Origin of the sequence: Streptomyces sp. NPDC047072 (assembly GCF_040643855.1) — a bacterium.
Classification (GTDB): Bacteria; Actinomycetota; Actinomycetes; order Streptomycetales; family Streptomycetaceae; genus Streptomyces.
In genome coordinates this window covers 61388-73368 of sequence record NZ_JBEYVC010000007.1, presented here as the reverse complement: position 1 = coordinate 73368, position 11981 = coordinate 61388, and the positions used below count along the sequence as shown (strand labels likewise).

Sequence of the window (11981 nt, the reverse complement as noted above, 5' to 3'; positions counted from 1 at the left end):
GGCTCATGCGAATCGACCGCGGTATCCACAGGGTGTGGACATACGTTCGCGGCGCCCCCGGCACCTACGTCTGGCTGGGCATCCTCTTCGTGACGACGGTCGCGCTGCACCACATGTCGCCGGAGTTCGAAGAGGACTTCCTGCGGCAACGCTCGACCAACCTCCACGAACTCTCGAACAACCCGGTACGCGTCCTCGTCGCCAGCGCCATGTGGATCGACGGCGGCCGCTGGCTGCCGTACGTCGTCCTCTACTCGCTCTTCCACGCACAGGCGGAACACTGGCTCGGCACCGCGCGCTGGCTGGCCGTCTGCGCCGCCGCCCACGTACTGGCCACCCTGATCAGCGAAGGCGCCCTGCTCTGGGGCATCCGGAACGGCATGGCACCCGAGTCGGCCGTCAACACCCTCGACATCGGAGTGAGTTACGCCCTCGCGGGCGTCGCCGCCGTGCTCGTCTACCGGGTCCCGCCACCCTGGCGCTACGTCTACGGATTCGCCGTACTCGTCGTGTACGCCGTCCCCCTGGTCACCGCACGGACCTTCACCGACCTCGGCCACCTCACCTCCGCACTCATCGGATTCGCCTGCTATCCGCTGGTCAGAGGCGTACCAGGACGACGAAATCCGAAGGAGACAGCGGGCCTGGCGGCGGGTTAACGTCCGGCCATGGACACCAGCGTCGTCAACGGCGGCATCTCCTTCTGGTACGCGGACGACGGCCTCCCGGCCGTACGCGAACCCCTCGACGGCGACACATCGGCGGACGTCGCGATCGTCGGAGGCGGCTACACGGGACTCTGGACCGCCTACTACCTGAAGAAGGCCGCGCCCTTCCTGCGCATCACCGTCCTCGAACAGAAGTTCTGCGGCTATGGCGCCTCCGGCCGCAACGGCGGCTGGCTCTACAACGGCATCGCCGGACGCGACCGCTACGCGCGCGTGCACGGCCACGAAGCCGCCGTACGCCTCCAGAAGGCCATGAACGACACCGTCGACGAAGTCGTCCGCATCGCCGCCGAGGAAGGCATCGACGCCGGGATCCACAAAGGAGGCGTCCTCGAAGTCGCCCGCACCCCGGCGCAGTTCGCACGCCTGAAGGACTTCCACGCGCACGAGCAGTCGTACGGCGAGAAGGACCGCGAACTCTACGGCGCCCGCCAGACCGCCGAACGGATCCGCGTCGCCGACGCCGTCGGATCGAGCTGGACCCCGCACGGAGCGCGCATCCATCCCGTGAAACTGGTCAAGGGACTCGCGGCAGCCGTAGAAGCGCTCGGCGTGACCATCCACGAACTGACCCCGGTCACGGAGATCAAACCCAAGCACGCGGTGACGCCCTACGGCACCGTCCGCGCGCCCTACGTCCTGCGCTGCACCGAGGGCTTCACCGCAGCCCTCAAGGGGCAGCGTCGGACCTGGCTGCCGATGAACTCCTCGATGATCGCCACGGAACCGCTCAGCGAGCAGCAGTGGGCGGCGATCGGTTGGGAAGGGCTAGAGGCCCTGGGCGACATGGCGCACGCCTACATGTACGCGCAGCGCACCCCCGACGGACGCATCGCGCTCGGCGGACGCGGGGTGCCGTACCGCTTCGGATCCCGCACCGACAACGACGGCCGCACCCAGTCGGCGACGGTACGGGCGCTCCGCGACATCCTCGTGAACTGCTTCCCTTCGCTGGCCGGGGTGCGCGTCGAGCACGCCTGGTCGGGCGTGCTCGGCGTCCCGCGCGACTGGTGCGCGACGGTCACGCTGGACCGGTCGACGGGGCTCGGCTGGGCGGGTGGTTACGTCGGGTCGGGCGTCGCTACGACGAATCTCGCGGCGCGCACGCTCAGGGACCTGGTCCAGCAGGACTCCGGCCAGGCGGGGCGCACCGAACTCACCGACCTGCCCTGGGTGGGACACAAGGTCCGCAAGTGGGAACCGGAGCCGTTGCGGTGGGCGGGGGTGCAGGGGATGTACGCGACGTATCGGGCGGCGGACCGGCGGGAGGCGGGGACGCCGGATGTGCGGTCGTCGCGGTTGGCGCGGGTGGCGGACCGGATCGCCGGGCGGCACTGAGTCTCCTGGCGGTACCGAGCGCCGGTCCCGGTCTCTCCGGATCCTGCCGGGTCAGGGCTCCAGGACCACCTTCCCGATGGTCCCCCGGGTCTCCAGGGTGTGGTGGGCGGCTGCTGCCTCCGTGAGGGGGTAGCGGGTGATGGCCGGGGTGAGGCGGCCTGTGGCGGCCTCGGTGAGGGCGCGGAGTTCGAGGGTGCGGAGGTTGCCGCCGGCCTTTTGGAGCATGGGTGGGCCGAGGACCTGTTCGGAGAGGCCGTCGACCAGGTAGGGCTTGCCGTCGTGGGGGCCTTTGCCGGACCAGCCGAAGACCAGGTGTTGGCCGGTGGGGCCCAGGAGGGCTACGGATTCGCGGGCGACGGTGCCGCCGACGCCGTCGAAGACGACCGTGGCGTGTCGGTCGCCGAGGTGGGCGCGGACCTTCTGGGGCCAGGCCGGGTCCGTGTAGTCGACGGCGAGGTCGGCGCCGTTGCGTTCGACGCGTGCGGTCTTCTCCGGGCCGCCCGCCAGGCCGATGACGGTGGCGCCGGCGTTCTTGGCGTACTGGACGAGGAGGGTTCCGATGCCGCCGGCCGCCGCCGGGATCACGGCCACGGAGTCCGGGCCGAGGTCGGTGAACTGGAGGATTCCCATCGTCGTACGCCCTGTTCCGATCATGGCGACGGCCTGGGCGAAGTCGAGGTTGTCGGGGATGTCGTGGAGGCGGTCGACGTCGGTGACGGCCAGTTCGGCGTAGCCGCCGGGCGCGAAGCCCAGGTGGGCGACGACCCGCCTGCCCAGCCACAGGTCGGCGACGCCCTCGCCGAGGGACTCGACCGTGCCGGCGACCTCCCGGCCCGGCACGGTGGGCAGCGTGGGGAGGGCGGGCAGCGGGCCCTGCATGCCCTGGCGCAGGGCGGTGTCCAGGAGGTGGACTCCCGCCGCCCGTACGGCGATACGGACCTGGCCGGGGCCCGGGAGCGGGTTGGTCACCTCCTCGTGGACGAGGTTCTCGGCCGGGCCGAAGGCGTGCAGGCGGATGGCGTGCATGGACGGGCTCCCTCAGGTCGCATTCCGGTTGGACGCCCGGCCCACCTTTCAGCCTCAAGCGTGCTTGAGGTCAAGGGCGTTGCGGCCGAGAGCGAGCGATACGGCGGTCAGGGCGCTGGTGAAGGAGACCTCCGAGAGGACGCCGGGGGCGGCCACCTGGTCGCCCGCGAGGTAGACGCCGTCGCCGCGGTCGATGGCGGGGCGGTCGCGCCAGGTCGTGCCGGGCAGGTCCACGGCTCCCGTACGGCCGTTCGCGACGGAGGCGCGCCGCCAGGTCACGCGCTCGCGCCAGCCCTCGAAGGCCAGGTCGAGCAACTCCTCGGCGCGGCGCACCCCGTCGGCCTTCGACTCGTACGGCGCGAGCGGGAGCTGTCCCTGGACCAGCTGCTCGCCGGCCGGGGCGAGGGTACGGTCCTGGGCGGTGAACCGTTCGATCCAGCCGGGGGCGTCCAGGTCGGACACCGCGAAGGCGTCGCCGCGCCGGGTGCGCAGGGCGAGGTCGACGAGTGTCGTACGGCCGCTCTGCCAGGTCAGTGAGGAGTCCCCGAGGAGGCGGCGGGCCGCGTCGAGGGAGGTGGCGACGACGACCGGGGTGTCGGTGGGCAGGGTGTCGACGCGGGACAGGGTCTCCATCCGGACGCCCAGGTTCCAGGCGCGGGCGGCCATCCGGTCCACGACGCTCGCCCAGCCGCCGCGCGGGTAGTGCGCCTCGGGCGGCAGCTTGGCGGTGCGGCGCAGCCGTTCCTGCACGAACGCGGCGGACAGCGCGCCCGGGTCGTGGTGGAAGACGGCGACGGCCGCGAAGCGGGCGGCGGCGCGGGCGCCCTCCTCGCCGGCCAGTTCGGTCGCCCAGGACAGGAAGTCCGTGTCCACCGGGGCCTCGACGGCGCTGCGGCGCAGCAGCTTGAGCATCGCGAAGGGTGGGGTGCGGCGCAGGGTGCCCTTGTGCCGCAGGCGCAGCCGGGCGGCTTCCAGGGGCGGGATCGGCGCGAGCGGGGGGATGAGGTCGCGCTGGTGGAGCCAGGTCCAGTGCGGGCCGCCGTTGTAGAGGGCGTGCGGGCCGTCGTTCGTGCGGTACGGGCCCTCGGCGGTGCGGGCCCGGCCGCCGAGGGTGTGGTGGGCCTCGTACACGGTGACCTTGGCGCCCGCCTCGGCGGCGGTGACGGCCGCGGTCAGTCCGGCGAGGCCTCCGCCGATGACGGTGATGCGGTGCATGGCTGGGGTTCTCCTCGGGCTCGGGGTCGGGGTTGGGTGGTGTCATCTGTACGACTGGTCGAGTGGGGTGGAATGTGACATCGGGGGCCTTGGCGCGGGGTTTTCGCAGGTCAGGGGGATTGTCAGTGGTGGGGTGCAGGATGGGGGCATGGTGAGGCGAGCGAGTGGTGGTGCGGGGGCGCGGGGCGCGGCGGGGGCGTCCGGTGTGTCGCGGGTGAAGGGGGCGCGGCGGCCGGAGGTGCGGTTGCCGCCGCTCGCTCCGTTCGGCGGTGGGGAGTTGGAGCCGGACGGGGACTATGACGGGCTGGAGTTCCGGGAGGTGGACTTCGTCGGGCAGGACGGCGGGGGAGCGCGGTTCATGGACTGTGCGCTGACGGGGTGCGCGATGGACGAGACCCGGCTGTACCACGCGCGGTTCCTGGACTCCGTGCTCACGGGGCTGCGGGGTGTCGGCGCGGACCTCGCGGAGGCGACCTTCCGGGACACGGAGGTGATCGACGCGCGGCTCGGTGGGGTTCAGTTGCACGGTGCGGTGCTGGAGCGGGTGCTGATCCGTGGCGGGAAGATCGACTACCTCAATCTGCGCACCGCGCGCCTCAAGGACGTCGTCTTCGAGGGCTGCGTCCTGGTCGAACCGGACTTCGGCGGTGCGCAGTTGGAGCGCGTCGAGTTCGTCGACTGCGCGCTCAAGGGGGCGGATCTCACGGCGGCGACGCTGAAGGACGTCGACCTGCGGGGGGCCGCGCCGCTGGAGATCACGAGAGGGTTGGACCGGTTGGCGGGGGCGGTGATCAGTACGGGGCAACTGCTGGATCTGGCGCCGGTGTTGGCGGGGCAGATGGGGATCAGGGTGGAGTAGGGGGAGCCCGAGGGGTTCCGGGGGGAGCGGGGGAAGTCGGATGGGGATCTGGGAGGAGCCGGGAGGCGGTTGGGGGCCTGGAGGAGCAGGGGGTGTGGGTCCGTCAGGAGTCGGTGGGCCGTCCGCCTGGACCTGCTGGAGATGTCCCCTGACCCGCCGTCCCCTGGGGATCCGGGGGGAGCTGGGGGCGTGGGGTCTGTCAGGAGTCGGTCAGCGGTGGGCAGTCGGTCAGCGGTGGGCAGTCGGTCAGCGGTGGGCCGTCCGCCTGGACCTGCTGGAGATGTCCCCTGACCCGCTGTCCCCTGGGGATCTGGGAGGAGCCGGGGGTGTGGGTCCGTCAGGAGTCGGTCAGCGGTGGGTCGTCGGTCAGGACGCGCCGCAGTGCCGCACGCCCCGCCGTCCCCTGGGGATCCGGGGGGAGCCGGGGGTGTGGGTCCGTCAGGAGTCGGTCAGCGGTGGGTCGTCGGTCAGGACGCGCCGCAGTGCCGCACGCCCCGCCGTCCCCCAGGTCGGTTTGCCGCCGGGGAGGCCCTTCTCGTCGGCCTGGCCGACGGTGAGCAGGCCGAGGGCGCTGCGGATCGCCCAGGCGCGGGCGCGTCGGATCAGGGCCTGGTCGTCGGTGCCGTAGGACTTGAAGAAGCGGGGTGCCGCGCCGTCCGGGAGGAGCAGCCAGGCGGCCGCGAGGTCGGTCGCGGGGTCGCCGGCGCACAGCTCGCCGAAGTCGATCACGCCGGCGAACGTCCCGTCCGCCACGACGACGTTCGCGGGATGCAGGTCACCGTGCAGCCACCGCGCGGGTTCCGCCCAGGCGGGCGCGGCGAGGCCCGCCTCCCACACCCGCCGGACGTCGTCCGGGGCGAACTCGCCGAGGTCCATGGTGCGCAGCCCCTTGTCGACGCCGGGCGCGTGGACCGCGAGGGGCACACCCCGGTCGGGGTTGACCGGTGCGTCGGCGGGGGCCGGGCGGTGCAGGGCGCGCAGGAAGTCCGCGAGGGCGTCGGCCGCGTGGTCGGCGCGGGTGACCGGGACGCGGTCGGCCGGGTCGCCGGGGATCCAGGTGACGACGGCCCAGAGGGCGGGGAGGCGGTCGGTCGGGCGGCCGAGGCGGACCGGGACGGGCACCGGGAGCGGGAGGAGCGGGGCGAGGGCGGGCAACCAGCGCTGTTCCTTGAGGATGAGGTCCGGGGCATCGGGCGTGCGGGGCAGTCGTATCGCCAACTGCCCGCCGAGACGCCAGAGTTCGTTGGCCCAGCCGCGGATCGCGGGGCCCAGGGGCAGGTGGGCGAGATCGGGGTGCTGCTCCCGGAGGAGGGACCGCAGCAGATCCTCGTCGGCCAGGATGTCGGTCTGGACGTCGGCGAGGAGGGCGGTGCGGATGTCGGTCTGGACGTCGGCCAGGATGCCGGTTTGGTCGCCCGTCTGCTCACCGGTCTGGTCGCCGGTGTCGCCGGCGGCGTTCTCCTCGCTCACTTCACCCCCGCTCGCTTCACCCTCGCTCACTTCACCCTCGGAAACCGTGCCTGGAGGGTCCAGATCGCCGGGTTGTCCGCCAGGTCCTCGTGGAGGTCCACCAGGTCGGCGATGAGGTCGTGGAGGAAGTCGCGGGCCTCGCGGCGCAGGTCCGTGTGGGAGAAGGTGAGCGGGGGCTCCTCCGCGGGCATCCAGTCGGACTCGATGTCCACCCAGCCGAAGCGGCGTTCGAAGAGCATACGGTCGGTGGACTCGGTGAAGTCGAGTTCCGCGTGCTGGGGGCGGGAGGCGCGGGAGCCCGCCGGGTCCCGGTCGAGACGCTCGACGATGTCGCACAGCGCCCACGCGAAGTCGAGCACCGGCACCCATCCCCAGGCTGTGGACAGTTCCCGGTCCTCCTTGGTGTCCGCGAGATAGACGTCTCCGCAGAACAGGTCGTGGCGCAGGGTGTGGACGTCCACGCTGCGGTAGTCGGTCTGCGGGGGGTCCGGGAAGCGGTTGGAGAGGGCGTAGCCGATGTCGAGCACGTACGTGATGGTGTCACGCGCGCCCTCAGCGGATCACGGCGCGCTCCCAAGGGCTCGCGGCGTCCGCTCATAGGATCGCGGCGTGCCCCGAACCGTGCCGCTCGCCCCCGTCGCCCTGCTCCTCGCGAGCGCGCTGACGGCGAGCGCCCTGACGGCGTGCGACGCCGGCGTGCACGGCACCCCCGGCGGCTCCGGCCTGCGCGACCCGTACTTCGCGAAGATGGGCAACGGCGGCTACGACGTCACCCACTACGCCCTCGACCTCGCCTACGACCCGGACGACGAGCACCTGTCCGGCACCGCGACCCTCACCGCCCGCGCCCGCCAGGACCTGACCGCCTTCAACCTCGACCTCAAGGGCCTGGACGTCGAGCGCGTCACCGTGGACGGCGACGAGGCCCGCTGGAACCGCGCCGGGCAGGAGCTGACCGTACGGCCGCACGACGACCTCGACGAGGGCCGTACCTTCAAGGTGGCCGTCCGCTACTCCGGCACGCCCGAGACGATCACCGACCCGGACGGCTCGGAGGAGGGCTGGCTGCCCACCGACGACGGCGTGCTGGCCCTCGGTGAGCCGACCGGTTCGATGGCGTGGTTCCCCGGCAACCACCACCCCTCCGACAAGGCGTCCTACGACCTCACGATCACCGTCCCCGAGGGCCTCCAGGCCGTCTCCAACGGGGAGTTGACGCGGCAGCGGACCGCGGACGGCCGTACGACGTCGACCTGGCACACCGCCGAGCCCATGGCGAGCTACGTCGCCACCCTCGCGATCGGCGACTACGACATCCGGCGCGCCGAGACCCCGTCGGGACTGCCCGTGTACACCGCCGTCGACCCGGCCGAGGCGGACGCGAGCCGCGAGGTGCTCGCGCGGATCCCCGAGGTCATGGCCTGGTCGGAGGAGACCTTCGGGCCGTACCCCTTCTCCTCGACCGGTGCGATCGTCGACCGGCAGGGGGACGCGGGGTACGCGCTGGAGACGCAGAACCGGCCCTTCTTCCCCGGCGCGCCCGACACCGCGACGCTCGTCCACGAGCTGGCGCACCAGTGGTACGGCGACTCGGTCACCCCGAGGTCCTGGCGGGACATGTGGCTCAACGAGGGGTTCGCGACCTACGCGGAGTGGCTGTGGGACGAGGAGCACGGCGGGGACAGCGCGCAGGAGACCTTCGACGAGCTGTACGCGCACGGCGAGGACGTCTACGACGACCTGTGGTCCTTCCCGCCCGGGAGGCCCTCCGGCGCGGCGCACATCTCCGACAGCCCCGTCTACCAGCGCGGGGCGATGGTCCTGCACCGGATCCGGCAGACGGTCGGCGACGCGGTCTTCGCCGGTGTGCTGAGGGGCTGGGCGGCGGCGCATCGCCATGGCACCGCGGACACCGGGGAGTTCACGGCGTACGTCGAACAGCGGGCGCCGGACAAGGACTTCGACGAGATCTGGGACGACTGGCTGTACGGCGACGGCAAGCCGGCGGACCCGGGCGCGGAACCCGGGCGGTGATTCCGTCGTCCTCGCCTGTGATCCCAACTGATCGGAGAATGCAGTGAGTTTCGCCGCCCGTAGCCGTGCCGTGCTCGCCCTCGCCTGGAGCAACCGGCTCTCGCGTGGCTACCTGGCCGTGGTGGAGTTCCTGGCGTGCTACGCGTACTTCGAGGACTCCTACCTGAAGATCGACACCATGTTCTACGTCGTTCCCACGGTGCTCACCGCCCCGACGAACTTCCTCTTCACGATCGCCTTCGGCTGGGTCCCGACCGACGCCCCCTTCTATCTGGGCCTGGCCCTCGGCGCGGTGGTGAACGCGATCGTCCTGGGCGCGCTGGTCCAACTGGTCCGCAAGCGCCGCCCGTCGACGACGGACCCGGCGCCGACGGTCTGAGTTTCGCGGTCAGTGCCGGCCGAGCTCGCGTACGAGCCCTACGGCCTCACCGAGAACGCGCACCTCGCCCGCGCTCAGGGCGGGGTTCGTCGGCCTCTTCGGTCGTGGGGGTGACCGCGACCTGCGCCAGGATCAGGGCCGACATCGCCCGGTCCAGTCCGGGTGGCCCGTCCCGGGTGTTGCGCCAGTCGATCACCATGGGGCCGTCCGGGGTGAGCATCACGTGGTCCGGGTGCAGGTCGAGGTGGAGGATGCGGTCCGCGGGAGCGGCGGCGAGCCGCGCGGGGATGCGATGCAGGCGGTGCAGCAGGTCCGCGAGCGTCGCTCCCGCTGCGGCTGCCGTTACGGTGCCCTGCCGGAGCGCGTCCAGCAGGGTGCCGCCGTGCAGTCGCCGCATCACGAGCGCTTCGGTGGTGGCGTCGCGGTCATCGTCGTCGTCGAGGGCGTAGACGTCCGCGCTGCGTCCGGAGCCGAGTAGGTCACCGCGCTGCAGACCGTGAACCTACCGGCGGCGGACGGCTGTTGCGATGGCCCGGCTCAGGTCAGGGGCTTGCGCAGCACCGTGCAGGGGCGGCCCCTGTCGAGGTCCGGGCGGTGGGTGATCGGCTCGTAGCCGAGGGCGGTCCAGAAGGTGAGGGCGCGGGGGCTGTTGTCCAGGACGGCGAGGCGTACGGCGGTACGGCCGCCGGTGCGGAGGCGGTTCTCGACGAGTTCCGCCAACCGGCGTCCGTAGCCGCGCCGTTGGATGGCCGCGTCGATCATCAGCAGGCCGATCCACGGGTCCGGGTCGGCCGGGTCGGGGTGGTGGGCGAGAGTGATCGCGATTCCGGCCAGTCGGCCCTCACCGCGTGCGAGAAGTACCTCGGCGTCGGGATGCGCGAGGTCATCGGCGAGTGCGGCAGCGACCTGCTCCGGGCGGATGTCGTCGGCGTCGGGGAAGTCGCCGCTGAGGGCGTGGAAGTCGCGGTTGGCGGCGTAGAGGGCGGTGAGTTCGGTGAGCAGCTCACCGGGGAGGGCGCCGTCCGTGGGTGCCAGGGGTTCCAGAAACATGGATCAGTTCTTACTTTGTTCGACAGCAATCGCAAAGATCCCTTGTGTGGGATGTGAAGGTGGCGAAGAAAGAGAAGGACGTAGTCGGGTTCCTGGCCCTCATGCTCCTGGGCAGAGTGGTCCTGACGTTCGTGTTCGACCTGTTCTCCCTCGCCCGCGACTTCTCCGTCGGGAAGCTGGCGGACGCGTTGCTCGACCTGGGCGGGGGAGTGGCGATCTCACTCCTCCTGCTCTGGCTCTTCGCCCGCTTCAGGTCGTGGCGGAGCCGGAGGGCGCAGAGCCGGTGAGGGTGGCCGGGTAGCGCGGCAGGTTGTCCGTCGAGATCGTCCAGTCGGCGATGGTGACGTCCTCGCCGTAGACGAAGTCTTTTCGGGTGGCGTAGCGGGGACCGTCGGGGGTGGAGTGGATGTCGGTGAGGACGGCGCCGGTGCCGGTGCGGGGGTCGAAGATCGCGTAGGTGGCAATGCCCATCAGGGGGTAGTCGCGCATCTTGGTGACCCAGTCGTTGTCCGGGTTGGATCGGGAGACGATCTCGATGGCGGCGACGACCGTGTGAGGGTCGATGGCTCCCTCGACGTTCAGGTCCGTCCAGGCGATCACCGTCACATCTGGATGCCGCTTGATGCCTTCGGGCTCGTCCTCCACATCGGGAGTCCCGTTGTGGGCGAGAAGGTCGTCCGGCATGACCTTCTCCAAACGGCGGCTGACGTGCGCGGCCGTGACCTCGTGAGGTCCTCCCGGCGACGTCATGTCGTGGACGATCCCTTCCTTGGTGATCTCGAATTTGCCGGGAACGGTGTCGTCGATGGACTCAACGAGGTCCCGCATGGCGCGGTAGATGTGCGAGCCCTTCCGGTGCGCGTTGTCCGGTGCGATGGTCATGGCGCTCGCTCCTCGTCTGTGCCCGGCGGCAAGGATCGTCGCTTTCATGCTAGGCGGCCTCCGAGAGATCGCAGCGGCAGTCGCGGCAGCGGCCCGGCGCCGGGGCGCGGAACGCGCGGTCGCAGCCGTCGCAGGTTTGGAGCGGGTGCCGGGTGGGGGGTGGTGGCGCGGAGGGCCGCGGAGGTGGTGGCGGTGGGAGCAGGGCTGTCAGGCGGTGGGCCAGGAGGGCGGCCGGGCGGTGCAGCGGGTCGGATGGGAGGGCTGCGGTCAGGGCGTGGCGTACGGCGGTGGGGGTGACCTCGTGCAGCAGCCAGGCGGCGACACCCGGGGCGAGGTGCGCGATGTCGTGGGCGGAGAGGAGGAGACGTGGGTCCACGCGGCGCAGGCCGGTGAGGATGTCGGTGGCCGTCTGGAGGAGCGCGGGGGAGGTGTAACCCGGGCGCGGTACGGCGGGGAGGAGCCGGGGGCGTTTCTTGGGTGGTGTGGCGGGGTGCCGCGGGGGTGCGGTCGGGCTCGGTGAGGGGGTGGGGCTTGCCGGAGCGGGCGTCGAGGTGGGTGCCGGAGTGCGGGGTGTGCCGTGCTGCTTCGGCTGGTTGCAGGAGATCGTGCGGGTGACGATCCGGCCGCCGCTGATCTGTCGGCGTTCGCGACGCAGGTAGCCGTGGGTCTCCAGTTCGCGCAGGGCGGCCGCGATGCGGGTGGCGCCCTCTTTGAAGCGGGCGGCCAGGGACTTGATGTCGACGGCGGCGCGCGGTGGCAGCGACTGGATGTGAGTGGCGAGACCGATCGCCAGGAGCGACAGCTCCGAGTGCTGGGCGAGGTGGTTGCCGATCACCGTGAAGCGGGTGGTGTGGCGGGTGTGGTCGTGGATCAGACCGCCGCCGGTTTCGGTTTCGGGGTCCCGGTTCGGGTGGTTCTCCGTGGCAACACGGGACTGGGCGCGCGGGGGCGCGCTAGGGTTTTCAGTGTCCATCGGGAAGCTGTCTCTTCCTTGGTGGTC

14 protein-coding genes are annotated in these 11981 nt (G+C 71.6%); 6 read left to right on the top strand and 8 right to left on the bottom strand.

The genetic code is table 11. From position 1 onward, the window contains the following. Positions 1-5: 5 nt before the first annotated feature. Positions 6-659 carry a rhomboid-like protein gene (locus tag ABZ896_RS05005; RefSeq protein WP_360922049.1) on the top strand — a complete coding sequence of 218 codons (654 nt, stop codon included), beginning with the start codon at positions 6-8 and terminating at the stop codon, positions 657-659. 9 nt (positions 660-668) lie between these two features. After that, a complete protein-coding gene (locus ABZ896_RS05000; protein WP_360922046.1) occupies positions 669-2066 on the top strand; it encodes an FAD-dependent oxidoreductase in 1398 nt (465 codons plus the stop codon). A 51-nt stretch (positions 2067-2117) separates the two neighbouring features. Here ABZ896_RS05000 and ABZ896_RS04995 read toward each other — a convergent pair whose 3' ends face one another. Next, complete coding sequence (locus ABZ896_RS04995; RefSeq protein WP_360922043.1) at positions 2118-3092, bottom strand: zinc-binding dehydrogenase; 975 nt, start codon at positions 3090-3092, stop codon at positions 2118-2120. A 54-nt stretch (positions 3093-3146) separates the two neighbouring features. After that, complete coding sequence (locus ABZ896_RS04990) at positions 3147-4307, bottom strand: FAD-dependent oxidoreductase (RefSeq protein ID WP_360922040.1); 1161 nt, start codon at positions 4305-4307, stop codon at positions 3147-3149. A 148-nt stretch (positions 4308-4455) separates the two neighbouring features. Here ABZ896_RS04990 and ABZ896_RS04985 point away from each other — a divergent pair, with 148 nt between their 5' ends. Beyond that, positions 4456-5166 (top strand): pentapeptide repeat-containing protein, encoded by a 711-nt coding sequence (locus ABZ896_RS04985; RefSeq protein WP_360922037.1) that lies wholly within the window; start codon positions 4456-4458, stop codon positions 5164-5166. 438 nt (positions 5167-5604) lie between these two features. Here ABZ896_RS04985 and ABZ896_RS04980 read toward each other — a convergent pair whose 3' ends face one another. Both ABZ896_RS04980 and ABZ896_RS04975 read right to left on the bottom strand, forming a co-directional pair. Continuing rightward, positions 5605-6507, bottom strand: coding sequence for a phosphotransferase (locus tag ABZ896_RS04980; protein WP_360922276.1), 903 nt, complete (start codon positions 6505-6507; stop codon positions 5605-5607). Positions 6508-6662: 155 nt separating this feature from the next. Further along, positions 6663-7163 (bottom strand): hypothetical protein, encoded by a 501-nt coding sequence (locus ABZ896_RS04975; protein WP_360922033.1) that lies wholly within the window; start codon positions 7161-7163, stop codon positions 6663-6665. A gap of 82 nt (positions 7164-7245) precedes the next feature. On the opposite strand from ABZ896_RS04975, the gene ABZ896_RS04970 reads away from it, so the two are divergent. Continuing rightward, the gene (locus ABZ896_RS04970) at positions 7246-8670 is read left to right on the top strand and encodes a M1 family metallopeptidase (protein WP_360922030.1); all 1425 of its coding nucleotides are present in this window, start codon (positions 7246-7248) and stop codon (positions 8668-8670) included. Positions 8671-8713: 43 nt separating this feature from the next. Beyond that, the gene (locus tag ABZ896_RS04965; RefSeq protein ID WP_360922027.1) at positions 8714-9049 is read left to right on the top strand and encodes a hypothetical protein; all 336 of its coding nucleotides are present in this window, start codon (positions 8714-8716) and stop codon (positions 9047-9049) included. Between the two features lie 46 nt (positions 9050-9095). Here ABZ896_RS04965 and ABZ896_RS04960 read toward each other — a convergent pair whose 3' ends face one another. Further along, entirely contained in the window at positions 9096-9446 is a 351-nt protein-coding gene (locus tag ABZ896_RS04960; RefSeq protein WP_360922273.1) for a phosphotransferase, read from the bottom strand. A gap of 140 nt (positions 9447-9586) precedes the next feature. Continuing rightward, a complete protein-coding gene (locus ABZ896_RS04955; protein ID WP_360922024.1) occupies positions 9587-10099 on the bottom strand; it encodes a GNAT family N-acetyltransferase in 513 nt (170 codons plus the stop codon). Between the two features lie 59 nt (positions 10100-10158). On the opposite strand from ABZ896_RS04955, the gene ABZ896_RS04950 reads away from it, so the two are divergent. Further along, the gene (locus ABZ896_RS04950; RefSeq protein WP_360922021.1) at positions 10159-10386 is read left to right on the top strand and encodes a hypothetical protein; all 228 of its coding nucleotides are present in this window, start codon (positions 10159-10161) and stop codon (positions 10384-10386) included. Here ABZ896_RS04950 and ABZ896_RS04945 read toward each other — a convergent pair. Continuing rightward, positions 10349-10981 (bottom strand): Uma2 family endonuclease, encoded by a 633-nt coding sequence (locus ABZ896_RS04945; protein WP_360922018.1) that lies wholly within the window; start codon positions 10979-10981, stop codon positions 10349-10351. The two genes, ABZ896_RS04950 and ABZ896_RS04945, sit on opposite strands and share 38 nt — an antisense overlap. A gap of 49 nt (positions 10982-11030) precedes the next feature. Continuing rightward, on the bottom strand, positions 11031-11954 hold the full coding sequence (locus tag ABZ896_RS04940) for a helix-turn-helix domain-containing protein (RefSeq protein ID WP_360922015.1): 924 nt from the start codon (positions 11952-11954) through the stop codon (positions 11031-11033). Positions 11955-11981: the final 27 nt, after the last annotated feature.

What these genes read in the sequence shown, in the direction of transcription:
- ABZ896_RS05005 (WP_360922049.1), top strand. Translation starts at nt 6, where the DNA reads ATGCGAATCGACCGCGGTATCCACAGGGTGTGGACATACGTTCGCGGC.
- ABZ896_RS05000 (WP_360922046.1), top strand. Translation starts at nt 669, where the DNA reads ATGGACACCAGCGTCGTCAACGGCGGCATCTCCTTCTGGTACGCGGAC.
- ABZ896_RS04995 (WP_360922043.1), bottom strand. Translation starts at nt 3,092, where the DNA reads ATGCACGCCATCCGCCTGCACGCCTTCGGCCCGGCCGAGAACCTCGTC.
- ABZ896_RS04990 (WP_360922040.1), bottom strand. Translation starts at nt 4,307, where the DNA reads ATGCACCGCATCACCGTCATCGGCGGAGGCCTCGCCGGACTGACCGCG.
- ABZ896_RS04985 (WP_360922037.1), top strand. Translation starts at nt 4,456, where the DNA reads ATGGTGAGGCGAGCGAGTGGTGGTGCGGGGGCGCGGGGCGCGGCGGGG.
- ABZ896_RS04960 (WP_360922273.1), bottom strand. Translation starts at nt 9,446, where the DNA reads ATGCGGCGACTGCACGGCGGCACCCTGCTGGACGCGCTCCGGCAGGGC.
- ABZ896_RS04955 (WP_360922024.1), bottom strand. Translation starts at nt 10,099, where the DNA reads ATGTTTCTGGAACCCCTGGCACCCACGGACGGCGCCCTCCCCGGTGAG.
- ABZ896_RS04945 (WP_360922018.1), bottom strand. Translation starts at nt 10,981, where the DNA reads ATGACCATCGCACCGGACAACGCGCACCGGAAGGGCTCGCACATCTAC.
- ABZ896_RS04940 (WP_360922015.1), bottom strand. Translation starts at nt 11,954, where the DNA reads ATGGACACTGAAAACCCTAGCGCGCCCCCGCGCGCCCAGTCCCGTGTT.